The following is a 24,630-nucleotide window of genomic DNA, read 5'->3' on the forward strand; positions in this document are numbered from 1 at the left end:
GTAGCCTGGATCTTAAGAAATAGAACGCTCGTGCAGGCGCGAACTTGTTCGCGAAGAGGGCGTTTGGGCAGCAGAAATGTTGTAAATGTACAGGCCCTTTCGCGGACAAGTCCGCTCCTACAGAAACCGGGTTTCACACCGATTGCGAGTTGACTCGTTTATAGCGTGGCATGCGCTGCCGGGCGCTACGAAATCGGACGCTCGTGTAGGTGCGAACTTGTTCGCGAAGAGGGCGTTTGGGCAGCAGAAATGTTGTGAATGTACAGGCCCTTTCGCGGACAAGTCCGCTCCTACAGAAACCGGGTTTCACACCGAGTGCGAGTTGACTCGTTTATAGCGTGGCATGCGCTGCCGGGCGCTACGAAATCGGACGCTTGTGCAGGCGCGAACTTGTTCGCGAAGAGGGCGTTTGAGCAGCAGAAATGTTGTGAATGTACAGGCCCTTTCGCGGACAAATCCGCTCCTACAGAAAGCGGGTTTCACACCGAGTGCGAGTTGACTCGTTTATAGCGTGGCGGCGCTGCCGGGCGCTACGAAATCGGACGCTTGTGCAGGCGCGAACTTGTTCGCGAAGAGGGCGTTTGGGCAGCAGAAATGTTGTGAATGTACAGGCCCTTTCGCGGACAAGCCCGCTCCTACGGAAACCGGGTTTCACATCGAGTGCGAGTTGACTCGTTTATAGCGTGGCATGCGCTGCCGGGCGCTACGAAATCGGACGCTTGTGCAGGCGCGAACTTGTTCGCGAAGAGGGCGTTTGGGCAGCAAAAATGTTGTGAATGTACAGGCCCTTTCGCGGACAAGTCCGCTCCTACAGAAACCGGGTTTCACACCGAGCGCGAGTTGACTCGTTTATAGCGTGGCATGCGCTGCCGGGCGCTACGAAATCGGACGGTTGTGTAGGAGCGAACTTGTTCGCGAAGAGGGCGTTTGGGCAGCAGAAATGTTGTGAATGTACAGGCCCTTTCGCGGACAAGTCCGCTCCTACAGAAACCGGGTTTCACACCGAGTGCGAGTTGACTCTTTTATATAGCGTGGCAACGAGAGTGATCCAGCCCGCCTCAACTCAACCGAGTCAGATACCCCGGCACTTCCTGCTCCGGCAATACCGACAGGACTTTCAGGCGTTGCAGCATGCGCTGCCGGGCGCGTAGCAGGTGTTCCTTGAGGTTCAGGGCGGCGGCGTCGAAGGCGCCGTGCAGCAGCAATTCGATGATCAGCCGGTGTTCGGCCAGCATCGCTTCATCGGCGCCAATGCTCAACAGGCGGTAGAAAATCCGGTTGATGATCATCGGGCTTTGCGCCTGGCTGATCAGCATGGCGATCTTGCGGTTTTGCAGGCCGCCCAGGCATTGCTGATGCAGATCATCTTCAAGGCGCTCGATTTCCTCAAGGCTGCACTGTTCGGCGTTTTGCGCCTCGATGACTCTAGTCAGCATCGCTTCGAGGGTTTCGCGGCTCAGCTGTGGCGCCGTCTGGCGCAAGGCTTCGGGCTCGAGGCAGGCGCGCAATTCGTAGTCTTCGGTGATTTCCCGGGCCGTCAGCGGCCCCGCCAGCCATTGCGAGTAAGGCTCTTTTTCCACCAGGCCGCGATCGCGCAGACGCATCAGCGCCTCACGAACCACTGCGCGGCTTACTCCGTAATGCTGCGCGGCGCTTTGTTCATCCAGCCGGTAGTGACCAAACGCGATACAGGCTGACAGTGCCGCACCGATCTCATCATGAATGCGTTCGCCGAGCGGGCGGGTGTCGACCAGTTCTTCACTGCTGTCCAGCCCGAACTGCTTGTGGCTCAGGCTCAGGCGCAGCGGTTCGACTTCCTGCGCGTCAGGATTGACCAGATAGCCCCGGCCGTCGAAGCGGCTGATCAAGCCTTCTTCATGCAACAGGTTGAGCGCCTTGCGCACCGGCACCCGGCTGGTGCCGAACAGTTCTGCCAGCGGTGCTTCAAGCAGCACCAGTCCGTTGACGGCCGCGCCCGAGACGATAGCGTTACGCAACACCTCGCGGATCATGGCGTAGCGCGACGCGGTGCGCGGGTCCTCTTCTGACATCGGTTTCATACACTTCTGGCGGTTGACGGACGATTCTCGCACAGAAGCGTTGTTGTCACCTTGGCACACGTCCTTATGCTCGCTCATGGGGCCACCGTTACTTTTTTGCACCGAAATGTACCTTTTATAAAAGATACATTATTTCTTTATGACGATTTTGTGCGCTGGCGAAGCGTTGTCGCAACTGATTGATGCCTTTGCAAAAAGGTTTCTAGCACGGCGGTTCCAGCGCGAAAGGGCTATCAGCCCGGTCGGGTCAGGGCGTCGCGACGTGCAGATTGGCATGGAACCTGCCTTTATTAAATGTACATTTTATTAATAAGTACATTTTTAAGGGTGTGATGTCCATGACCGATACCGGGAGTCACAGCGTTACCCGTGATGCCTGCGCACTGGCCGAGGATTTTGCTCAGGGGTGCTGCGACCCTGTGCGGGCTCTGGACAAGGCTCTGCAACAGGCAGAAACCGCCGATCATGTGTTCATTTCCATGAGTATCGAACGGGCACGCCGGGAAGCCGAAGCGTCTGCCGCCCGCTGGCAACAAGGGCAGCCATTGAGCCCCTTCGACGGCGTGCCTATCGCCTGGAAAGATCTCTTCGACGTGGCAGGCAGCGTCACAACCGCTGGTGCTGCGGTGCGCACCAGCCTTTCGCCGGCGCTGCTGGATGCGCCGACTGTCGGGCTGCTGGCACGGTCCGGGATGGTCAGTCTGGGCAAGACCAACCTCAGTGAATTCGCTTATTCAGGGCTGGGTCTGAATCCGCATTTCGGCACGCCGATCAACCCCAGCAGCGACAGCTCGCCACGTATTCCTGGCGGTTCGTCTTCGGGTTCGGCAGTCGCCGTGGCCAACGGAACCGTACCGATCGCCATGGGCACCGATACCGCCGGTTCTATTCGTGTGCCGGCAGCGCTCAACGGTCTGGTGGGGTTTCGCAGCACCAGCCGCCGCTATAGCCGCGATGGCGTTTTCCCGCTGGCGCTGACGCTGGACAGCGTCGGGCCACTGACCCGCAGCGTGCGTGACGCTCTGGTGATCGACGATCTGCTCTGTGCGCGCAGCAAACCTTCATCGTTGATACCACGCAGCCTGGCCGGTCAACGTTTTCTGCTCGATCAGGCGGTGCTGGAAGACGGGCGCGTCACGCCGGCCGTTCGCGACAACCTGTTGCGTGCCGTCGAAGCCCTGCGTGCATGTGGTGCGCTGATCGAGGTCAAGCCATGCCAGGCATTTCAGGCCACCTTGCTGTTGATCCAGCAACAGGGCTGGCTTGGTGCCGCCGAAGCGTTTGCGCTGCATCAGGCGTTGCTCGACAGCGACGCCGCCAGCCAGCTTGACCCCAGAGTTCGCAAGCGCCTGGAGGCAGCCCGTTCCATGCCGGCCAGCCTGCTGGTCAATCTGTATGCCGCGCGCGAGCGCTTGCAGGAGCAGTTGACCCTCGAACTGGACGGCGCGCTGCTGATTACCCCGACCGTGGCCCATGTGGCGCCGCCGCTCGCACCGCTGCTGACGGACGACGATCTGTTCGTTCAAACCAACCTCGCCACGCTGCGCCTGACCATGCCCGGCAGCCTGCTGAACATGCCCGGCGTGTCACTGCCCAGCGGCCGCGATGCCTCGGGCTTGCCCACCGGGCTGTTGCTCAGTGCACCGGCAGGCGAAGACGCACGGCTGCTGCGTGCGGCGCTGGCTGTGGAGTCACTGATCGCAGCCCCTTGAACACGTTTTGCAGTGCCAACCGGCCCGCGTGCCGTACAGCGCGAAGCCGATCTGATTAACCCGTGGGAGAACAACGATGGCCAAAGAAATTCTGTGTGCGTTTGGTGTGGATGTGGATGCCGTTGCCGGCTGGCTGGGCTCCTATGGTGGCGAGGATTCGCCGGACGACATTTCCCGCGGCCTGTTCGCCGGTGAAGTCGGCGCGCCGCGTCTGCTCAAGTTGTTCGAGCGTTACGGTCTGCGCACCACCTGGTTCATCCCGGGGCACTCCATGGAGACCTTTCCCGAGCAGATGAAGGCTGTGGCAGATGCTGGGCATGAAATCGGTGTGCATGGTTACAGCCATGAAAACCCGATTGCCATGACCCCGGAGCAAGAGGAGATCGTGCTCGACAAGTCCATCGACCTGATCACCCAAATGACCGGCAAACGTCCGACCGGCTATGTCGCGCCATGGTGGGAGTTCAGCAACGTCACCAACGAGCTGCTGCTCAAGAAAGGCATCAAGTACGACCACAGCCTCATGCACAACGACTTCCACCCTTACTACGTTCGGGTGGGCGACAAGTGGACCAAAATCGATTACAGCCAGCACCCGGATACCTGGATGAAGCCTCTGGTGCGTGGCGAAGAAACCGATCTGGTGGAAATCCCGGCCAACTGGTATCTGGACGATCTGCCGCCAATGATGTTCATCAAGAAGGCGCCGAACAGCCACGGTTTCGTCAACCCTCGGCACCTGGAAGAAATGTGGCGCGACCAGTTCGACTGGGTCTATCGCGAACACGAACACGCTGTATTCACCATGACCATTCACCCGGACGTGTCTGGTCGCCCGCAAGTGCTACTGATGCTGGAGCGCTTGATCGAGCACATTCAAAGCCATGCTGGCGTCAAGTTCGTCACTTTCGACGAGATTGCCGACGACTTCGTGCGTCGCAACCCCCGTACCCGCTGATTCATTGCCCTGTCCGAGGCGTCACTCATGTCCATTTACAATAAGCTCGACCTGACCGGCTGGAAACCTGAGCAACTGACTCCGGAGCAAGTACGGTTCGCCACATGGATTGCGTTTTTCGCGTGGGTGTTTGCGGTATATGACTTCATTCTGTTTGGCACGCTGTTACCGGAAATCGGTCGGCATTTCAGCTGGAGTGAGGTCGAACAGGCCGAAATCGCGACCTGGGTCGCGGTCGGCACCGCGGTGGTGGCTCTGGCCATCGGCCCGCTGGTAGATCGCCTGGGACGGCGCGTGGGTATCATTTTCACCGTGAGTGGCTCGGCGATCTGCTCGGCGCTCACGGCCATCGGCGGAGCGTGGGGCAAGTCGCCCCTGATCCTCATTCGTTCGCTGGGCGGTCTGGGTTATGCAGAGGAAACGGTCAACGCGACCTATCTGAGCGAAATCTACGCTGCATCCGACGACCCGCGACTGACCAAGCGCCGTGGCTTCATCTATAGCCTGGTGCAGGGCGGCTGGCCGGTTGGTGCGCTGATCGCGGCTGGTCTGACGGCGGTGCTGTTGCCGGTTATCGGCTGGCAGGGTTGCTTTGTGTTTGCGGCCATCCCGGCCATCGTCATCGCGATCCTGGCGCGCAAGCTCAAGGAGAGCCCGCAGTTTCAGATCCATCAACGCATCACCCAGTTGCGCAAGAAGGGCGACCTCAGCCAGGCGAAGGCCGTGGCGCAGACGTACGCGGTGGATTACGAAGAACACAGCAAGGCCGGTATCGGCGCTGCCTTTCGCGGTTCCTCGCGCCGCGCGACCCTGGTGATCGGTGCTGCGATCCTGCTCAACTGGGCGGCCATTCAGGTGTTCAGCGTGCTGGGTACGACGGTGATCGTCAGCGTCCACCACATCTCGTTCGAGAACTCGCTGATCATTCTGGTGCTGTCCAACCTGGTGGGCTATTGCGGCTACCTGTGTCACGGCTGGATGGGTGACCGGATCGGTCGCCGCAATGTCATCGGCCTTGGCTGGATGCTCGGCGGCCTGGCGTTTGCCGGCATGCTGTACGGGCCAAGCAACATGGTGACAGTGGTCGGCTTGTACAGCCTGGGGCTGTTCTTCCTGATCGGCCCTTACTCGGCGGCATTGTTCTTCATCAGCGAAAGCTTCCCGACCAGCATTCGTGCCACGGGCGGCGCAATCATCCATGCCATGGGCCCGCTCGGTGCTGTGGTCGCAGGCTTCGGTGCCACATCGGTACTGAGCGCAGGCGGCGACTGGCAGACCTCGGCGTTGTACTTCGGCGCAGTGCCTTGCTTCCTGTCGGGTGCGCTGATGTTTGCCGCTAAACACGTGCGACCTGAAACGGTGAAATGAGGAGCAGCACATGACGCGTAAAGTTGCAGTGATAACCGGTGCCGCCAGCGGCATCGGTCAGGCCCTGGCAGTGGCTTTTGCCCGCCAGGGTGTGGCGGTGGCAGGCGGGTTCTATCCGGCTGACCCGCATGATCCGGACGAAACCCGCAGGCTGGTGGCGGAGGCGGGCGGCGAATGCCTGATGCTGCCACTGGACGTGACCTTCACCGAGTCGGTCGATGACCTGGCCGCGCAGGCGGTCAAGTTGTTCGGCCGCATCGACTACGCGGTCGCCAATGCCGGATTGTTGCGCCGTGCGCCGTTGCTGGAAATGACCGACGAGCGCTGGAACGAGATGCTCGACGTGGACCTGACCGGCGTTATGCGCACCTTCCGCGCCGCCGTCCGGCATATGGGCGAGGGCGGCGCGCTGGTGGCGATTTCCTCGATTGCCGGCGGTGTGTATGGCTGGCAGGACCATTCCCATTACGCAGCGGCCAAGGCCGGCGTACCAGGGCTGTGTCGGTCACTGGCGGTGGAGCTCGCCCCGAAGGGCATCCGTTGCAACGCGGTGATTCCCGGCCTGATCGAGACGCCGCAATCGCTGGACAGCAAGAACTCGCTGGGGCCCGAAGGTCTGGCGCAGGCGGCCAAAGCCATCCCGCTGGGCCGGGTCGGCCGAGCGGATGAAGTCGCTGCGCTGGTGCGTTTTCTGTGCAGCGATGAAGCCAGTTACCTGACCGGACAAAGCATCGTGATCGACGGCGGCCTGACCGTGCGCTGGCCCGAGTAGATCGATTCGGATCGGGAGCGAGCCTGCTCGCGAAGCGTTCAGTACAGGTGCGTGCCAGTGACTGAGCATTCGCGAGCAATACGCCGTGATCCCCAAATCAACCAAGGAATCCGACCCATGCAGCAACTCAAACAAAAGCGGGCAGTAATCACCGGAGCAGGCAGTGGCATTGGCGCAGCCATCGCCCGCGCCTATGCGGCTGAAGGCGCGCGTCTGGTGCTGGGCGACCGAGACGCCGACAGCCTGGCGAAGATCGCTGCAGAGTGCCGCCAGCTGGGCGCCCAGGTTCAGGAGTGCGTGGCCGATGTCGGCAGCGTCGACGGCGCGCAAGCCAGCGTCGATGCCTGTGTCGAGCAGTTCGGTGGCATCGACATTCTGGTCAACAACGCGGGCATGCTGACCCAGGCGCGTTGCGTCGACCTGACCCTCGACATGTGGAACGACATGCTGCGCATTGACCTGACCAGCGTGTTCGTGGCCAGTCAGCGGGCATTGCCGCACATGATTGCCCAGCGCTGGGGGCGCATCATCAATGTCGCTTCGCAACTGGGTATCAAGGGCGGTGCCGAACTGACCCATTACGCCGCCGCCAAGGCCGGGGTGATCGGTTTCAGCAAGTCCCTAGCGCTGGAAGTCGCCAAGGACAACGTACTGGTCAACGCCATTGCGCCCGGTCCTATCGAAACCCCACTGGTCGCCGGGATCAGCAGCGCCTGGAAAACCGCCAAGGCCGCCGAGTTGCCGCTGGGTCGCTTCGGTCTGGCCGAGGAGGTCGCCCCGGTGGCGGTGCTACTGGCCAGCGAGCCGGGCGGCAACCTGTTCGTCGGTCAGACACTGGGCCCCAATTCCGGCGACGTCATGCCATGAGCAAACAGCTGGAGAACGCCTGATGTGTGGATTGTGCGGGCTGTTGGGTGAAGACGTGCACTGGAGCGATCCGCTGGCTGCAGAACTGCCCCGGCGGCGTGAGCGCTTGCGGCGTATTGCTGCAATCAACAAGGTGGTCGCGCCGTTTCGTCTGAAGGTCGAAGATTTTCAAGGCGTTTCCTACCTCCTGCTCGGAGCCACCGGCAAGCAGGAGCTTGCGACCGGGCTGGAGCAGCTCTGGCAGAAAGCCGAGTTGCTGATCGGCCGGCCGCTGGACCCTCTTGATTCAGGTCTGCTCGATCATCTGCAGAGGTCATCATGAGTATTGCCCTGAACGTGATTACCGGCTTCCTCGGCAGCGGCAAGACCACGCTGCTCAAACGCCTGCTGGCCGATGAAAACATGGGCGACACCGCACTGCTGATCAATGAATTCGGCGACGTGGGTATCGATCATCTGCTGGTTGAAGAGGTCGCACCGGATACCGTGCTGCTGCCCAGCGGTTGTGTCTGTTGCACCGTCCGCGGTGAATTGAAAGACGCGCTGCTCGGCCTTCTGGAGCGGCGTAATCGAGGTGAAATTCCTGCGTTTCGGCGGGTCATTCTGGAGACCACCGGCCTGGCCGATCCGGCACCGATTCTCACCACGCTGAGCAATGACCCGCAACTTCGTGGGCGTTTTCATATCGGTCTGATCGTCACGCTGGTGGATGCCTGTCACGCGACGCTGCAGGAGCGTCTGCATCCGGAGTGGCTGGCGCAGGTCGCGGCGGCGGACCGGCTGCTGTTGAGCAAGACCGATCTGGTCGACGAGTCGGTGCTGGATGGCCTGCGCGAGCATCTGCAAGCGCTGAATTTTTCTGCGCCACTGCTGGATACGGCGGATGTCCACAGCGGCGATCAGTTGCTGCTGGGCGAGGGTATGCGCAGCGAAGAACCGGCCGCTGAAGTGACCCGCTGGCAACTGCATCGGGTGCTGTCGACCTCCGCACGGCATGGTGATGCGCAGGTCTGTTGCCTGACGTTCGAGCGGCCTCTGGACTGGGTCGGCTTCGGGGTGTGGCTGTCGATGCTGTTAAGATGCCACGGCGAACGAATCCTCCGCGTCAAAGGGCTGCTCAACGTGAACGACAATCAGGCTCCCATCGTGATTCATGGTGTGCAGCATTGCTTGCATGCGCCGGTGCACCTTGCCGCCTGGCCGGGCGAGGATCGTACCTCGCGGCTGGTGTTCATCCTGCGCGGTCTCGATCCCGATCTGCTGCGTCGTTCGTTCGAAGTCTTCTCCAGCAGTTTCGCGCCGCCGCTCAACGAGTCTGCAGCATGACCATCACCTTGCGCGTACTGGGCACCTCCGTGACCCTGCTGGAGTCTTTGCGTGAGCGGGCCGAGCAGGAACTGGGGATCAAACTGGTCTACCAGATTCATGACGTGCAAACCGCGCAACGTATCGCGGTCATGCAACCAGACAGCTACGACCTCTACGACCAGTGGTTTCATAACGTTGATTTCGTCTGGCCAGCCCGGGCGATTCAACCCATCGACACGCGGCGCATTGCGCTGTGGCACGAAATCAACGACTTGCCCAAGCAGGGCCGGCTGCGGCCTACCGACCAACCAGGCAGCGGCAGTGTGCCGAGCGAGCGTTTGTTCGTGCAGCACGATGGCAGCCTGGGCAGCGCGGTGACCGAGCGCATCAGCATGCTGCCGCTGACCCATAACGCCGACAGCTTCGCCTATCGCCCCGAGCGCTTGCCGGAGGGCTTGAGCTCGGCGGACGAAAGCTGGGGATGGTTACTCGACCCTGTCTGGGGCGGGCGCATCGCCTTGCAGAGTGACGCGGCCATCGGCGCACTGGATGCCGCGCTGGCGGTGCAGGGGGCAGGGCTGGCGAGCTTCAAGGACATCGGCAACATGAGCATCGAAGAGATCGATCGGCTCGCTGATGTGCTGGTGCGCAAACAGCAGCAAGGGCATTTTGCTGCGTTCTGGTCAGGCGACGAAGAAGCCGCCGAACTGATGCTCAGCCCTGACATCGACATTCAGAGCCTCTGGTCACCGACCCTGGTCAGGCTGCACCGTGCCGGTGTGAAGTATCGCGTCGCGGTGCCCAAAGAGGGCTATCGCGGCTGGTTTGGCGGGCTTTCCCTGTCACGCCACGCCAAGGGGCCGGTGCTGGATGCGGCCTATGCGTACCTGAACTGGTGGCTGTCGGGCTGGCCCGGCGCAGTGATGGCGCGGCAGGGCTATTACATCGGTAATCCGGCACGCAGCCGTGATCACCTCAGCGCTGCCGAATGGGATTACTGGTACGCCGGCCTGCCTGCCCGCGAACAACTGCTCGGCAGCGACGGCTTGCCGCTGATCGACGCCGGGGAAGTCCGTGACGGCGGCGCTTACGAAGAACGCATGGGCCATATTGCCGTGTGGAACTCGGTCATGAACGAGCACAACTACCTGGTCCGCCGCTGGAACGACATCCTGCGCGCCAGTGACAAAAGCAGCGCCAAAGCGCGCTAGTCATTCGCACTGATAGAAGCCCTCAAGAGAGGACGCAGAGCGTCCAGAACGGCATTCCCACGCTGGAGCGTAAGGAACGATAATCGTCTGGCAGCGCTCACAGATCCGCAGCCCTGCCTGGTAGCTAGATCAACCGGGATCCGGCTTCAGTGGCGACAAAAAAAAGCGGCTACCTCTCGGTAGCCGCTTTTCATTGACCTCAGCAACGCATTACTTCGGCAGTTTGAACGCCACCACGTAGTCACCCTGTTTGGTGCCCAGTGAGCCGTGACCGCCCGCGACGACCAGCACGTATTGCTGACCGTCCTTGCCGGTGTAGGTCATCGGGGTGGTTTGCGCACCTGCTGGCAGGCGGGCTTCCCACAACTGCTTGCCGTTACGCACATCGTAAGCACGCAGGTACTGGTCAAGCGTAGCGCTCATGAACGCCAGGCCGCTGGCGGTGGTGATAGGACCGCCGAGGCTTGGAACGCCCATGGTCAGCGGGAGCGGGATCGGCGAGCTGTCGCGCACGGTACCGTTCTTGTGCATCCAGATGGTTTTTTGCGTGGTCAGGTCGACCGCCGCCACGTAACCCCATGCTGGCGCCTGGCAAGGCAGGCCCATCGGCGACAGCAGTGCTTCCAGGATCACACCATAAGGCGCGCCCTTGTTCGGCTGTACGCCTTCGGTTTCGCTCTTGCGACCCGGGCCGCCTTCAACTTCGGCAGACGGTACCAGCTTCGAACGGAAAGCCATGTAGTTAGGATTGACGAAGGCGATCTGACGCACCGGGTCGACGGAAATACCGCCCCAGTCGAACACACCGAAGTTACCCGGATAAACGATCGAACCTTGCAGCGAAGGTGGCGTGAACGGACCATCGTAGCGCAGCGACTTGAAGTCGATCCGGCACATCATCTGGTCAAACGGCGTCACGCCCCACATGTCGCGCTCCTTGAGCGGCGGCGGCATGAAGTTCAGGTCGGACTTGGGCTGGGTTGGCGAGGTGTGATCGCCAGCGACAGCACCTTGCGGAACCGGTACTTCATTGATCGGCACGATCGGTTTGCCGGTGCTGCGATCCAGCACGTAAATGCTGCCCTGCTTGGTCGATGCCAGCACAGCGGGTTTGATGCCGTCAGCGGTTTTCATGTCCAGCAGCGTCGGCTGACCACCGACGTCCATGTCCCACAGGTCATGGTGAGTGAACTGGTAGTCCCAGCGTACGCGGCCGGTCGCGATGTCCAGTGCAACCAGGCCCGCGCTGTACTTCTCGGACTCTGGCGTACGGTCGCCGCCCCATTGGTCCGGCGTCTGGTTGCCCATCGGCAGGTAGATCAAGCCGAGCTTTTCATCGACGCTGAACATGGACCACATGTTCGGCGAGTTGCGCGTGTAGATCTTGCCTTCGGCAATCGGCGCAGTCTCTTCCGGATTGCCGCTGTCCCAGTTCCACACCAGACGGCCGGTGTGCACGTCGTATGCGCGGATCACGCCGGAAGGCTCGTCCATGGAGACGTTGTCAGTAACGTGACCACCGATAATCACCAGGTCCTTGGTGACCGCGGGTGGCGACGTCGAGTAGTAGCCGCCCGGAGCGAAGGTGCCCATGTTGGCGGTCAGGTCAACCGAACCCTTGTTGCCGAAGTCTTCGCACATCTTGCCGGTGTCGGCGTTCAGCGCAATCAGACGGGTGTCGGCAGTCGGCAGGAAGATTCTGCGCGGGCAGGCAGCACTGGCAGTGGCCGTGCCGTCAGCCGCAGGGACCGTCGGGCTTTGCGCCGGGGCACTGGCGGCGTAGGCAGCGTCGTCATGATAGGTGACGCCACGGCAGGTCATGTGCGCCCAACCCTTGAAGTTGGCAGCGTTCTGAGTGCTGAGCTTCGGATCGAAGCGCCAGATTTCCTTGCCCGAATCCGGGTCGAGCGCGATCACCTGACTGTGCGGCGTGCACACGTAGAGCATGCCGTTGACCTTGAGCGGGGTGTTCTCGGCAGTGGTTTCACCCGGGTCGTTCGGCCCCGGAATGTCACCGGTGCGATAGGTCCAGGCCGGCTCCAGCTTGTTGACGTTTTCCGGCGTGATCTGTGCCAGTGGTGAGTAGCGGTCACCGAAGGCGGTGCGGCCGTAGGACTGCCAGTCGCCGTCAGGCATGGCCGGTGCGGTGTTGGTCGTGCCAGCCGTCTCGCGGTCCAGCTGGCCTTCGATACGGCCCGGGTTAGTGAACTGGCTGGCCAGTGCGGTCAGTCCGGCCAGCACCACAGCGATGCTCAATGCACCGGTGCCCATGCGTGCCGGACCGTTGCGCAGCAGCGGCTTGCGGAACCATGGCAGCAGCAACACGATACCCAGTGCGAACCACAGCGCCAGGCGTGGCACCAATTGCCACCAATCAAGGCCGACTTCCCACAACGACCACACGGTGCTCGCGAACAGCAGCAGTGCATAAAGGCCCAGTGCAGCCGCACGACCCGTGATCAGCAGCACGCCAGTCACGGCGAAGCCGATACCGGCCAGCAGGTAATACAGCGAGCCATCCAGTTGCAGCAGTCGGGCACCACCGACCAGCAAGGCCAGCCCCATCAACAGGATCACCAGCCCGAGCAGGGTCGGTAACAGGCGATTTCTATTTGAAGCACCGTCAGTGCTCATAATGCGAATCTCCGCGAGAAGTAAGTAATTGACATCTTGTTTTAAGCATCGCCTGCCTTGGCGCCATTCCTTGAAGCTGCTTGTTGAGACGAATCGCCGACGGTGGAATTAAACCGTCAGGCAGAGCGCGGTTGCACGTTTGGTCGGCGCGGTCATTGAGTCGTAGACCATCACCGCCCGAATTCGTGCATAGGCTTTTGTCCGAAGGAACATCTGCAGAAGGGGGAATCTTCAATCCTTAACCCGGCAATGATAGGGCGCTAACAATTTTTCTAAAAGCGAAAAACCTGACATGGATCATTGCGAGGCCGGCAACAGTGCTGCAGGTCGACGGTGTTTTATCAAGGCGTGGGGCTTACAATGGCAGACTTTCGGGAAGTACCTGCTTACTCCAGAGATCCGTTCAGGTTCGTCTCCTCTTCATCCGTTGCAAGGCTCATCATGACAACACCCAACTCCGACCCATTGCACGGCGTCACGCTGGAGCAGATCCTCAGGGCGCTGGTCGAACATTACGAATGGTCCGGCCTTGCCGAGCGCGTCGATATTCGCTGCTTCAAAAGCGATCCGAGCATCAAGTCCAGTCTGACCTTCCTGCGCAAGACCCCTTGGGCGCGGGAAAAGGTCGAAGCGCTGTATGTGAAATTGCATCGCAGCAAGGGCTGGTAACAGACTCGCCAGAATAGCTCGGCATGGAGGCCGGCACTCAAGGATACCGATTGATGCTCAGCGAACATCCACAACCTGCGCAGGGACAGCGCTATTACGCCCTTGTTGCCGCTTGCCTCGGCTGGTCGGGACTGGTGATTCAGCTTTACCTGATCCTGATTGGCCGTTATGCCGATCACGCCAGTCTGCTGGGCGGGCTGGTGCGGTTCTCAAGTTTCTTCACTGTACTGACCAACATGCTTGTAGCGGTCGCGCTGAGTTGCGCGCTGACGACACAGCAGTCGGCAGGCCACCGGTTCTTCCGCCATCCAGTCGTGTGTGGCGGCATTGCGGTGAGCATTGCGCTGGTGGGCATCGCCTACAACATCCTGTTGCGCCACTTGTGGCACCCGGAAGGCTGGCAGTGGGTGGCCGATGAACTGCTGCACGACATAATGCCGCTGGCGTTCGTGCTTTATTGGTGGTTGTACGTGCCCAGGGGCACGCTGCGTCTGAGCCATATACCGCTCTGGGCGATCTATCCGCTTGTCTACTTCGCCTATGTCCTGCTGCGTGGCCACATGTTCGGTGATTACCTGTACCCGTTCATCGATGTCGGCACGCTCGGTTTTCCGAAGGCATTCATCAACGCGCTGGGCGTGCTGCTGGGTTTCGTGCTGATCGCATTGGTGCTGCTGGGAGTCGATAAACGGGCGTCTCGTCGTTCGCGGTGAGTAGCCCGGTCCTGCTTATTCTGCAGTGCTGTCCAGCTTCCAGTAACCGGCGGCCTTGACGAAGTCTTCTTCCAGGCCGAACTCGTCGAGCAGCACACGACGTAGCTTGCGTGACAGCGCGGATTCAGTCGCGACCCAGGCGTACAGCTTGCCCTCGGGCATCTCCAGGCGCCGCGTGACGTCCAGCAGATTCTGTTCGCCGCGTACGATCCAGATCACGTCGACCTGCGCAGCGCTGTCGAACACCTGCTGTTCCTGCGGGTTGGCCACTTCGACCACCACCAGCGCAGCACGATTGGCGGGCAGCGATTCAAGGCGTCGGGCGATGGCGGGAATGGCTGTTTCGTCGCCGATCAGCAGGTAGCTGTCGAACATGTCCGGCACCACCATCGAACCCTTCGGCCCTGCGATGTGCAGAAATTGCCCAGGCGCTGCCTGAGCGGCCCAGGTGGCCGCCGGGCCTTCGCCGTGCAGAACGAAATCGATATCCAGTTCCCCGGTTTTTTCGTCGTAGCGACGCGGCGTGTAATCGCGCATCGGCGGGCGCGGCGTGTCCTTGTCGCCGGCAGGGTTGAGGTTTTCCAAGGCGGCCTGTTCTTCTGCCGTTTGCGGGAAGAACAGTTTGACGTGGTCGTCGGTGCCCAGGCTGATGAAACCCGCCAGCTCCGGCCCCTGCAAGGTAATGCGGCGCATCAGGGGGGTCAGTTCCGTGACCCGCACCACCTGCAGCTTGCGTCGCTTGATTTCATGCATGACGCGATGGATTGACTGTGGCGAATTCATACCGACTCCTCCGATGCAGGTTGAGGCCCATCGACGACAGCCTTGGCTGTGCTGTTGAGCAGTTCGCTGACGCGCAGAATCTCTTCCGGACTCCAGCGGCCATGGTGCATCTGCAGCGCGTGGCGCAGGTTATGCACCGCTTCATGGATTTCCGGCGGACGATCATGGCCGCGCAGTGAGCGCTTGCTGACATCAATGCGCATGCGCACACCTTCCAGTGCCACGGCCTGATCTTCCAGGGATTGGCGACCTGCATCGGTGACGGTGTAGAGCTTCTTGCCGGCCTGTGCATCGCCGACCACCATTTCGCTTTCTTCAAGGAACGTCAGGGTGGGGTAGATCACGCCGGGGCTGGGGCAGTACGCACCCTCGAACAGACCTTCGATCTTGCGGATCAGGTCGTAGCCGTGGGCAGGCTGTTCGGCGATCAACGCCAGCAACAGCAATTTCAGATCGCCAGGGGCGAAAACCCGTGGGCCACGCCCACCGCGTTCGCGGCCTGGGCGTTTTTCAAAACCGTCGCGATCTTCACCTGCTTCACGAAGATGCGGCGGACGGTGATGGGGTGGGTGTTTATCTTCACGCATGTTTTTGCTCTCTGGTTACAAGTTAGATATACCTTAAGATATATCTTATTGTAATCACAGAGCGGGCAGACGAGCGGTCATTGCCGATCAGACACCCTTGGGCGCATCGGCAAGCGGGGCGTTGCACATCGCTTGTCCGTGGTTTTCCAGGTACGGCGTCAGAATCGGCGCCATGCCTTTGAGCACCTGCACCGGCAACGCCGAGGTAAAACGAAAGCCTTCGGCAGCGCGTCCCGGCACGAACGCCGTCAGTGCGCCAAAGTGGTTGTCGCCGATATAAAACACAAAAGTCGCCGTGCGGTTTATCGCCCTTGAGCTGAGAATGCGCCCGCCCGCACCGACGCTTTCGATCCTGTTATCCCCGGTGCCGGTCTTGCCACCCATTGCCAGCACACTGCCGTCCTGCATCTTGAATGTGCCTTGCACGCGTTTGGCCGTGCCGCCGTCCACCACTTGCGACAAGGCCTCGCGCATTGCCGCTGCGACTTCCGATGGCAACACACGCTTGCCCAGCTCCGGGTTGATGCTCAGTTGGGTGTCATAAGGCGTATCGGCGGCAAAATGCAGACTGTCGATGCGCACCGCAGGCAGGCGGATCCCATCGTTCTGGATGATGCCGATCAGCTCGGCAAGCGCGGCCGGACGGTCTCCCGAACTGCCGATAGCCGTCGCCAGCGAAGGCACCAGGTGGTCGAACGGATAACCCACACGCTGCCAGCGTTGCTCGATGTCCAGAAACGCTTCGACCTCCATCATGGTCCGCACCCGGCTGTCGCGAGCGCCTTTGTGGCGACTCTTGAACAGCCAGCCATAGACTTCCTGACGCTCGAAACGACTGGCGGCCACTGCGTCCTTGAACTGTGCTTCCGGGTGCTTGAGCAGGTAGCCCACCAGCCACAGTTCCAGCGGATGGACGCGGGCGATGTAGCCTTGATCGGGCAGGTCATAACTGCCCGGACCGTAACTCTGGTACAGATCGGCAAGACGTTTGTCGGTGAGTTTCGAGCTTGCCCTGGGCTCGTCCAGGTGGGCGCGGATAAACGCATTGAAGGTGCCCTGATCAGCGCCAGGCAGCAGATAACGGTGTACCGCAGCCAGGCGAATAGCCGTCGGGTGAATGCCGTCGAGGAAGGTGTCGAGCCGCTCCTGCGTGGTCTTTTCCTTGTAGCGTTTCCAGAAGCGCAGCAGGAATACCGTGCCTTCGCGGTCGGCAAACTGCGCCAGGTATTCCTGACGGCGCGGGTTGTCATCATCCTTGAGCAGCTCGGCGCTATTGTTGGGCGCCTGATAGGTGCTGTAGCGCACGACATCGCGCATCAGGCGAATGAACGGCAGGTTGATCGACTCACGCAGCGACTCGCGCAGGGTTGGAATCCGCGCGTTGTCCTCGCGCCGGAAATTATTGAAACGGTGCATGCCGCCACCGGTGAAGAACGCTTCTGCGGGGCTGGCCGAATAGGTGCGGTCGAGTGCGGCCGAAAGCATCTTCGCCAGGTCACGGTCCTTGTTGATCAGCAGATAATCCACCGCCCAGCGGGTCAGCCGATCCGGTTCCTCGACCGGGACTTTGCGCAATTGCGCAGGGCTCAAGCCCGCATAGCGCCCATGCAGCTCGGCGATGATCTCCAGATACGTCGTCAGCACGCGCATCTTCGCCGTCGAGCCCAGCTCCAGCTTGCTGCCTTCGTTGATGTCGAAAGGCTGATCGGTGCTGTCGGTCTGGACCCTGACCCGCGAGCCATCCACGCCGCGTTCAAACAGCGTGAAGCTGTAGCGCACCTGCGTTGTGCTGGCCGGGGTCAACAGGCGCTCGCCCATCAAACCGGTCTTTGCCGCAAACTCAGGGTTGGCCAGGTCACGCAGGTACTGGCTGACGCTGCGCTGCAATTCGCCATGCAGGGTGCTGGTGGCGGACAGGTCGAGACGGTCGAGGTCGTAAAGCGGGCGGTTGAGCAAATTCGACAGGCGAGTGCGCGCGACACTGATGCCCTTGTTGGTTTCGATGGGCTGCAGGGTCGGTTGCTGCGCCCAGTCGCGGTAGGTGACCTGGGCTGCCAGCGCCGCCTCGGCCAGCGGTCGGTCGATGACGTTGGCCTGGGCCAGCAGGCGGATGTGGCTGTCGGTCAACTCGGCGAGTTCAGAGCGGCCCTTGGCAAGATAGTGCGACGGACGACGCTGGGCGATCACCAGTGAGAGCACTTCACGCAGCGCCAGCGCCTTGTCGGCCAGCGCCTGTTTATTGCCTGGATTCGACGCCAGTATCTCGTTGGTTTTGCCGAAGTCTGCGCCGAACCATACCCTCAGTCCTTCAGCCAGACCATGCACCTCGCCATGCCCCGGCACCGCAGACAGCGGCACGCTGTTCAGGTAGTCACGCACCACTCGCTGGCGCACGGCGAGTGTCTCGATCCCCGGCTGATAGGCGCGAACGCTGGCGGAAATCATCTGCCGCAGCTTTTCCGAACCCGACAGCGTCAGCCCGTCTGGGGAATGACGGTATTTTTCCAGCTGAGTAGCCAGCGTGCTGCCCCCAGCCGACTGGCCGGGGAGGGCAAACATCTTCGCCAGTTGCGACCAGGCGGCTTTGACAAAACGTGGCCAGTCCACCGCAGGGTTGGCCATGGGCTGCTGCGGATCGAGCAGGTCGCGGTTTTCGATAAACAGCAGGCTGTTCACCAGCATCGGCGGAATGGCAGCAAAGGTCGGGTAAAACTGCTGTGGGTATCTGAACTCGTACAGCGGCTCGCTGCGGCAATCGGTGATCGACAGCCCGGCCTGGGTCTTTTCCTCGTAAGGCACGAAAAAACCATGCCGGACGTAACGCAGCAGTTCCGGGGAAAACCGGGTCTGGCGCGTAATCACATAATCGCGCTTGAGCAGGCGCGACAGGAATTCATCCATGGATGAATAGCCCAGGCGTCTGTCGAACGGCCCGTCACCGGGATATACCACGTCATGACTCGGCCCAGGCTGCATTGAATAACCCAGGCTCGCGGCAAAGCGGCTGAATTCCCGCGCCTGAAGCCTGGAGGTTCTGCTCTCCACAGCCACCGCCGCGCCCAAGGCAACCCCGGCCAACACCACCACGACCCAGAACACCCGCCATCCGTATCGCTTGCGACGAGGATATTTGGGCGTACGAGGATCATCCTCACGATCAGCGGATAGCGTCTCTTGCTTGCTATCGGAATGCCGAAATGCGCCCATAGTCGATTGTCCGGTCATCCTGTCAAAGCACCTGACCCAAGCTTAGACGCTGGATGGGATTGTGGGAGGGAATTGTCTGGAGGTTTTCGAGGGAGGATGGCGCGCAGTGGGGATGAGCGTCATGCACTAATCCCAATGCAGTCACACATGAACTGCTGTGGCGCTGGCTTGATCAGACGTGAAGATCAACCAACGGTTTGCGCTCCTCTTCACGCTTCGGCGCATTGCGCTCGATCTGGTAAATGATCGTGTCCATATACCCCTGTCGGTGATCCGGTCACTAACGAGTGGAAGACCGAGTATTACGAAAATGGTGAGTGGGTTGCTCAGACACTTGAGGCCAAGGTTTTTAAAGATCTGGCCCTTGGGGCTGAGGTGATCATCAGGGTCAAGCCAAGAAACTCACTGGTAGGTGGCAGGCTTCCCTACACTGTCAGATTGGGTTCCTATCCTGTTTTAAAAAGCTATGAACTGCTCGACGAACCGGGAGTGATAAGAATTCCAAGTGGGTATACTAACCCTGGCTGCGAACTGTTGCTCCTCGCGGTTAACGTCTAACTCAGCCTGGCGAATCATTTGTCTCGCCAGGCTGATGTTTCATACCGCCAACGAAATATACGAAAAATCTCGTTTCTCAGCATTACTCTGGACTTGCTGTATCCATTCGTCCTGCATTTTTTGTACGCTGGTGTTCATGATTTTGCCATAGTCGATCACGTCCTGAAAATTGCTGATATCCAGTTTATATCGGCCGCCAAATGTTTCATGGTCGTGGTCTACCAGGGTCATGATGGTCTTTGCGTGATGTTGGAGTTGTTCTTTGAATTCTCTGAACCCGTTGATGGCGTGGGTAAGAACTGATGTGTCGTTTTCAGTCAGGCTGTTATCGTAGTCAATTATCTTGATGGATGCACTTTCGGTCAGTGTGAAGCCGAAGTTTTTACGTGCAATGTCGGGGTGGGTTTCTTGCAGTTCTTTTCGAAAGCTATCATAGGTCACATTTACCAGCGCAAGTTCCAGTACGTCGAGTCTCTTTTTGTGAGCTACGTAGTCAAGCCTGTTTGTGATGTGTTCGTTGATCGGTTCCAACAACCACGGCTCTTTCTGATATTCGTAAAATACATTTTTTTCTGTCGTTTTGACTTCAGATGCAATGGCCTCTTGAAGGCTGACGTCTTCTGTCGGATCAACATGTTTAGCACCGGTTACCAACCCCATCTGTTGCGGGGTGTTTACCGGATTTGAAACTCCATTAATGTTCAAAGCGTTGCCCTCTCTTTGGTCTCATACCGAATAGCGGCCGGTTCCTGAAAAACTTGGCCTGACAAACCAGTAGGAAATCTCCGAGAGGGCATGCAAACGTGACGCTGTTCTCAAGTTGGCAATAGGTGTGGCGATGTTCCCAGGCGTTTATTCAACTCCAACCCATTGGCCATCAGCATCATCAACCCCAACCCGACAATCGCCGTGGTCACTTGCATAGGCCATGTATCGCCTGCCAGTGCATTGGCCATGTCTGCCAGTGGCGCGAGCAGGACGCCCAGGCAGAAGACTTCCAGTGAATAACGCCCCATGCGGGAGGTCTGGCGCGCAGGCCAGTTTTCCAGCCAGGTACTTGAGGCTGGCAGCAGTCGGGCGACGACGTAGACCAGGGCCAGGAAGTGCAGTAGCCGGACGGGCGCAAGGTCGGTCTTGCTGATCGGGTAAAGGCTTTCAAGGTGCAGGCTGGAGACCAGCGCGGCGTGCAGGCCGGGCCATTTTTCGCTGAAGGTCAGGATGCCTGCGACCAGCACGTAGACGGCAGCCACCATGAACAAGGGCTGTTGGCGCAACGGAGGGCGCTCAGCTGTTGTAGCTGTTTCGCTGCGCAACGCGCACGCACCGCCGAGCACGAACAGCAACTGCCAGGCGACCGGGTTGAAGTACCAGACACCGCCGCCTTCGTAGGCGCGCAGGTTCCAGCCGAATAGCGGCACCATTAGGTACAGGGCAATCGACAGGCCCACCGCCACTTCGAGTTTGCGCAACATCAATGGCAAGGTCAGCGGCAAGGTCAGCAACAGCACGATATACAGCGGCAACGGGTCGGTCAGGTTCGGCTTGAAGCGCAGCAGCAGTTCATCGGCCAATGCCTGTTGCGGGTTGCCGACGAAGTATTCAAGGCCCATCTGCTGGACCATGTCGCGCGTCTCGACGTGATTGTTGGCGACGAAGACGATGCCCATCAGCAGGGTCAGCAGAAAGATATGCACCACATACAGCACCCAGGTCCGGCGCAGGATACGCACGCCAGCCACCAGCATGCCGTCACGTCGGGCGATGCGCCCGTAGGCCAGTATGGATGCGTAACCGGCGAAGAAAACGAAGATTTCCGCTGCGTCGCTGAAGCCGAAGTTGCGTACGGTCAGTTGCGCCAGGGGATTGTCCGGCACGTGATCCCAGAAGATGAAGATCAGCGCCAGGCCGCGAAAGAAGTCGATTCGATGATCGCGTCCGTTATTCATAACGGTGGACTCTTGAAAGTGCTAATGAGTAAAGATAGGCCACAGAGGCTCAGGTTCCAGGCCAGCGACCAGTGACGTTCGGCGGCGCGGCAGGGTGCCGCTAATCGAGGGCAATTGCAAAGGCGCGCTATTACAGAATGTCTCTGGCCCACGTGGCTCGGCGGCTTCACGCCGACATCGGCGCCGTGTGCGTGTTCGATCAACCTCACCAATGATGGCAATCAATAGCAATCATTCTCATCTTCGGTTATGTTACTGTATAACTATTCCACTCAACTCACCGGAGAGATCACGATGAAACCCGATATCCATCCTCAATACCGCACCGTGCTGTTCCACGACACTGCTGCCGATGCTTACTTTCTGATCGGCTCCACCGTAGACACAGACCGCACGCAACAGCACACCGACGGCACTACCTATCCTTATGTTGCGCTCGATGTTTCCAGTGCTTCGCACCCGATGTACACCGGGCAGCAGCGCAAAACCACCACCGAAGGCCGGATCGCGGGTTTCAACAAGCGTTTCGCCGCCTTTGGCTCGGCTGGCAAGAAAGAAACCGCAGCCGCTCAATGAGCGGTCTGACCTCCCGGTCGTGGGCATTTCGCATGGATTGCCCACGACCGGGTTTTTTTTGTCTGAATTTCAGGCCTGCGGCTAATCATCTACTGGACTAACAGCCGACATTGCTTTTATCTTCGCGGCCTGAAAAACAGGAGTAACCGCTTTGAAAAAGTCAGTCGCCATCGTTTTCGGTGGGCAATCCAGCGAGCATGAGGTTTCGTTGCAGTCGGCACGCAACGTGATCAATGCGATTGATCGTGAACGCTATGCGCTGACCCTGATTGGCGTCGACAAGCTGGGCCGCTGGCTGCATTTCGACGAGGCCGATTACCTGCTCAATGCCACTGATCCCGCACGGATCAAACTGAGCGCATCAGGCAAGCCGTTGTCCTTGCTGCCGGGCAGCGTCGGCGGGCAGTTTGTCGAAGTCGAGTCAGGCCAGCCACTGGCAGCCATCGATGTAGTATTCCCGCTGATCCATGGCGCGTTTGGTGAAGACGGTGCGTTGCAGGGTCTGCTGCGCATGCTGGCCGTGCCCTTTGTCGGCGCCGATGTGCTGTCCTCTGCAGTTTGCATGGACAAGGACGTGACCAAGCGCCTGCTGCGCGATGCGGGCATTACCGTCGCGCCGTTCAGGGTCCTGTCGCGTGGAGAGAGTCTTTCTTTCACGGAGGCTGCCGACCAATTGGGGCTGCCGATGTTCATCAAGCCGGCCAACCAGGGTTCATCGGTGGGCGTGAGCAAGGTGTCTGACGAGGCTGGTTTCGCGGCGGCACTGGCGCTGGGTTTCGAGTTCGATCACAAGCTGCTGATCGAGCAGGGCATCGTCGGCCGGGAAGTGGAGTGCGCCGTACTGGGTAACGTCGATGTGCAGGTCAGTGTCTGCGGCGAAGTGATTGCCAACGATGAATTCTATGCCTACGACACCAAGTACCTGAATGGCGATCAGGCACGCATCGCCATCCCCGCCGAGCTGCCCGCCGACCTGAGCGATCAGGTGCGTGAGGTCGCGTTGCAAGCGTACAAGGTGCTGGGCTGTGCAGGGCTCTCGCGGGTCGATTTCTTCGTCACCGAAGGGCGCGACATCATCATCAACGAAGTCAACACGCTGCCGGGCTTCACCTCGATCAGCATGTACCCCAAGCTCTGGCAGGCCAGCGGTCTGTCGTATGCCGAACTGATCCATCGCCTGATCGTTCTGGCGCTGGAGCGGGCTGATCAGGCGCGGCTGCTGAAAACGGAGATCTTCGCATGAAGATCATCCGCATCGCGGCGGCGCTGCTGATCGGCGCGGACGGCCGGACTCTGCTGGTGCGCAAGCGCGGTACTCAGGCCTTCATGCAGCCGGGCGGCAAGATCGAGCCCGGTGAACCGGCACCGCAGGCGCTGGCCAGAGAACTCGAAGAAGAGCTCGGGCTGATCGTCGATCCGGCGCAGGCGGTATTTCTCGGTGAGTTCACGGCACCCGCCGCCAACGAGCCCGGTTTCGCAGTCAACTGCCAGTTGTATGAGGTCAGGACCGACGCTCAGGCAGTGCCTGCCGCCGAGATTGAAGAAGTGCTGTGGGTTGACGCGGACAGTCATGCGGGTTTGCAGCTGGCGCCGTTGACCCGCGATCTGATTCTGCCGCTGTATCTGAAGCGGCAGGCAGCGCGTAGCTGAACGGCGCAGTCGTCCTGCATCGCGGTGCAGGACGGCACTGTCAACAAACCCTATGTCAGCGAACCACACTTACCCCGTCGAGCGTCGAAAACGAGGTGTCCTTGGCGGTCAGCAGGAAATCGCGCATGTACGGTGCGTCAAGCATGTCGGCGCGGATACCGGCGTAGAGCGTCGCGAACAGTCCTTTCTCGCCCAGCCGCTTGGCCTTCACATAGCCGCGTGAGCTGTATTCATGCAGCGCCCAGTGTGGCATGCCGCAGACCCCGCGCCCGCTGGCGACCAGTTGCATCATCATCACCGTCAGTTCCGATGTTCGTACCTGTGCCGGTTCGATGTCGGCGGGTTCCAGAAAGCGCGTGAAGATGTCCAGCCGGTCGCGTTCCACCGGGTAAGTGATCAGCGTTTCAGCCAGCAAGTCTTCCGGAACGACATACGGCCTGGTTGCCAGCGCATGTTGATTGGCCACTGCCAGCATCGCTTCATAGGTAAACAGCGGCACATAGGTGATGCCGGGCAATTCCAGCGGATCTGAGGTCACCACCAGGTCCAGATCGCCGCGCGCCAGGGCTGGCAAGGGCGCGAACGAGAAGCCGGAAGACAAGTCGAGTTCGACCTCGGGCCAGGCATCGCGGAACTGGTCGATGGTCGGCATCAGCCACTGAAAACAGCTGTGGCACTCAATTGCCATGTGCAGCCTTCCCGCCGTACCACCCGCCAGTCGGGCGATGTCGCGCTCGGCACTGCGCAGTTGCGGCAGCATGGAGTCGGCCAGTTGCAGCAGGCGCAAACCTGCGCTGGTAAAGCGCACCGGTTTGGTCTTGCGCACAAACAGCGGCATACCCATGCGCTCTTCCAGCTCCTTGAACTGATGGGACAGTGCCGACTGCGTCAAATGCAGGCGCTCGGCTGCCTCCACAAGGCTGTCGGCCTCGCGCAGGGCATGCAGGGTTTTGAGGTGGCGTATTTCAAGCACGGTCAGTGCTCCATGAGCAGTATTTGTGATCAACACGAAAAAAATGAGTTTGTCTCATGTTGTGTCAGCTGTCGACAA

General features: G+C 60.2%; 21 protein-coding genes and 1 pseudogene. 14 read left to right on the forward strand and 8 right to left on the reverse strand.

The window, feature by feature from the left end:
• Positions 1-1,058: 1,058 nt before the first annotated feature.
• The gene (locus tag JOE34_RS12195; protein WP_209995822.1) at positions 1,059-2,060 is read right to left on the reverse strand and encodes a GntR family transcriptional regulator; all 1,002 of its coding nucleotides are present in this window, start codon (positions 2,058-2,060) and stop codon (positions 1,059-1,061) included.
• Positions 2,061-2,398: 338 nt separating this feature from the next.
• Here JOE34_RS12195 and JOE34_RS12200 point away from each other — a divergent pair, with 338 nt between their 5' ends.
• The 8 genes from JOE34_RS12200 (at position 2,399) to JOE34_RS12235 (ending at position 10,256) form a co-directional block, all read left to right on the forward strand.
• Positions 2,399-3,772, forward strand: a complete 1,374-nt coding sequence (locus JOE34_RS12200) for an amidase (RefSeq protein WP_209995823.1) — start codon at positions 2,399-2,401, stop codon at positions 3,770-3,772.
• 76 nt (positions 3,773-3,848) lie between these two features.
• Positions 3,849-4,730, forward strand: a complete 882-nt coding sequence (locus tag JOE34_RS12205) for a polysaccharide deacetylase (protein ID WP_002554892.1) — start codon at positions 3,849-3,851, stop codon at positions 4,728-4,730.
• 27 nt (positions 4,731-4,757) lie between these two features.
• Positions 4,758-6,098, forward strand: coding sequence for an MFS transporter (locus JOE34_RS12210; protein WP_096113113.1), 1,341 nt, complete (start codon positions 4,758-4,760; stop codon positions 6,096-6,098).
• Between the two features lie 10 nt (positions 6,099-6,108).
• Complete coding sequence (locus JOE34_RS12215) at positions 6,109-6,870, forward strand: SDR family NAD(P)-dependent oxidoreductase (RefSeq protein WP_017279488.1); 762 nt, start codon at positions 6,109-6,111, stop codon at positions 6,868-6,870.
• A 117-nt stretch (positions 6,871-6,987) separates the two neighbouring features.
• Entirely contained in the window at positions 6,988-7,737 is a 750-nt protein-coding gene (locus JOE34_RS12220; protein WP_003412971.1) for an SDR family NAD(P)-dependent oxidoreductase, read from the forward strand.
• Positions 7,738-7,759: 22 nt separating this feature from the next.
• The gene (locus JOE34_RS12225; protein WP_003405362.1) at positions 7,760-8,059 is read left to right on the forward strand and encodes a hypothetical protein; all 300 of its coding nucleotides are present in this window, start codon (positions 7,760-7,762) and stop codon (positions 8,057-8,059) included.
• On the forward strand, positions 8,056-9,063 hold the full coding sequence (locus JOE34_RS12230) for a GTP-binding protein (RefSeq protein ID WP_003425332.1): 1,008 nt from the start codon (positions 8,056-8,058) through the stop codon (positions 9,061-9,063). The genes JOE34_RS12225 and JOE34_RS12230 overlap by 4 nt, the downstream gene beginning before the upstream one ends.
• The gene (locus JOE34_RS12235) at positions 9,060-10,256 is read left to right on the forward strand and encodes an extracellular solute-binding protein (protein ID WP_024683868.1); all 1,197 of its coding nucleotides are present in this window, start codon (positions 9,060-9,062) and stop codon (positions 10,254-10,256) included. Before JOE34_RS12230 ends, JOE34_RS12235 begins: the two co-directional genes overlap by 4 nt.
• A gap of 210 nt (positions 10,257-10,466) precedes the next feature.
• On the opposite strand, the gene JOE34_RS12240 is transcribed toward JOE34_RS12235, so the two are convergent.
• Positions 10,467-12,890 carry a glucose/quinate/shikimate family membrane-bound PQQ-dependent dehydrogenase gene (locus JOE34_RS12240; protein WP_209995826.1) on the reverse strand — a complete coding sequence of 808 codons (2,424 nt, stop codon included), beginning with the start codon at positions 12,888-12,890 and terminating at the stop codon, positions 10,467-10,469.
• Between the two features lie 441 nt (positions 12,891-13,331).
• Here JOE34_RS12240 and JOE34_RS12245 point away from each other — a divergent pair, with 441 nt between their 5' ends.
• Positions 13,332-13,559 carry a VF530 family protein gene (locus tag JOE34_RS12245; protein WP_003384624.1) on the forward strand — a complete coding sequence of 76 codons (228 nt, stop codon included), beginning with the start codon at positions 13,332-13,334 and terminating at the stop codon, positions 13,557-13,559.
• Positions 13,560-13,612: 53 nt separating this feature from the next.
• Positions 13,613-14,272 (forward strand): Pr6Pr family membrane protein, encoded by a 660-nt coding sequence (locus JOE34_RS12250; protein WP_024664166.1) that lies wholly within the window; start codon positions 13,613-13,615, stop codon positions 14,270-14,272.
• A 15-nt stretch (positions 14,273-14,287) separates the two neighbouring features.
• Here JOE34_RS12250 and JOE34_RS12255 read toward each other — a convergent pair whose 3' ends face one another.
• The 3 genes from JOE34_RS12255 to JOE34_RS12265 all read right to left on the reverse strand — a co-directional run bounded on the left by JOE34_RS12255 (position 14,288) and on the right by JOE34_RS12265 (position 18,849).
• Positions 14,288-15,055 (reverse strand): siderophore-interacting protein, encoded by a 768-nt coding sequence (locus JOE34_RS12255; RefSeq protein WP_010420906.1) that lies wholly within the window; start codon positions 15,053-15,055, stop codon positions 14,288-14,290.
• Positions 15,052-15,642 carry a PadR family transcriptional regulator gene (locus JOE34_RS12260; protein WP_004404274.1) on the reverse strand — a complete coding sequence of 197 codons (591 nt, stop codon included), beginning with the start codon at positions 15,640-15,642 and terminating at the stop codon, positions 15,052-15,054. Before JOE34_RS12260 ends, JOE34_RS12255 begins: the two co-directional genes overlap by 4 nt.
• Before the next feature lie 87 nt (positions 15,643-15,729).
• Positions 15,730-18,849, reverse strand: coding sequence for a transglycosylase domain-containing protein (locus JOE34_RS12265; RefSeq protein WP_209996860.1), 3,120 nt, complete (start codon positions 18,847-18,849; stop codon positions 15,730-15,732).
• Positions 18,850-19,104: 255 nt separating this feature from the next.
• Between JOE34_RS12265 and JOE34_RS12270 the strand changes: the two are divergent.
• Positions 19,105-19,371, forward strand: a pseudogene (locus tag JOE34_RS12270) (hypothetical protein); the annotation flags it as partial.
• Between the two features lie 75 nt (positions 19,372-19,446).
• On the opposite strand, the gene JOE34_RS12275 reads toward JOE34_RS12270, so the two are convergent.
• Together JOE34_RS12275 and JOE34_RS12280 are read right to left on the reverse strand one after the other, a co-directional pair.
• Positions 19,447-20,067 carry a hypothetical protein gene (locus JOE34_RS12275; protein WP_010420941.1) on the reverse strand — a complete coding sequence of 207 codons (621 nt, stop codon included), beginning with the start codon at positions 20,065-20,067 and terminating at the stop codon, positions 19,447-19,449.
• A 155-nt stretch (positions 20,068-20,222) separates the two neighbouring features.
• Positions 20,223-21,353: an OpgC domain-containing protein gene (locus tag JOE34_RS12280; protein ID WP_010420944.1), complete on the reverse strand. Its 1,131-nt coding sequence runs from the start codon at positions 21,351-21,353 to the stop codon at positions 20,223-20,225.
• 294 nt (positions 21,354-21,647) lie between these two features.
• Here JOE34_RS12280 and JOE34_RS12285 point away from each other — a divergent pair, with 294 nt between their 5' ends.
• The 3 genes from JOE34_RS12285 (at position 21,648) to JOE34_RS12295 (ending at position 23,579) form a co-directional block, all read left to right on the forward strand.
• Positions 21,648-21,929, forward strand: coding sequence for a type B 50S ribosomal protein L31 (locus JOE34_RS12285; RefSeq protein ID WP_003383662.1), 282 nt, complete (start codon positions 21,648-21,650; stop codon positions 21,927-21,929).
• A gap of 151 nt (positions 21,930-22,080) precedes the next feature.
• Positions 22,081-23,172 carry a D-alanine--D-alanine ligase gene (gene ddlA / locus JOE34_RS12290; RefSeq protein WP_024663844.1) on the forward strand — a complete coding sequence of 364 codons (1,092 nt, stop codon included), beginning with the start codon at positions 22,081-22,083 and terminating at the stop codon, positions 23,170-23,172.
• The gene (locus tag JOE34_RS12295) at positions 23,169-23,579 is read left to right on the forward strand and encodes an NUDIX domain-containing protein (RefSeq protein ID WP_024649160.1); all 411 of its coding nucleotides are present in this window, start codon (positions 23,169-23,171) and stop codon (positions 23,577-23,579) included. The genes ddlA and JOE34_RS12295 overlap by 4 nt, the downstream gene beginning before the upstream one ends.
• Before the next feature lie 55 nt (positions 23,580-23,634).
• On the opposite strand, the gene metR is transcribed toward JOE34_RS12295, so the two are convergent.
• Positions 23,635-24,552 (reverse strand): transcriptional regulator MetR, encoded by a 918-nt coding sequence (gene metR, locus JOE34_RS12300; RefSeq protein ID WP_003425350.1) that lies wholly within the window; start codon positions 24,550-24,552, stop codon positions 23,635-23,637.
• Positions 24,553-24,630: the final 78 nt, after the last annotated feature.

This window comes from Pseudomonas sp. PvP028 (assembly GCF_017832255.1).
Classification (GTDB): Bacteria; Pseudomonadota; Gammaproteobacteria; order Pseudomonadales; family Pseudomonadaceae; genus Aquipseudomonas; species Aquipseudomonas syringae.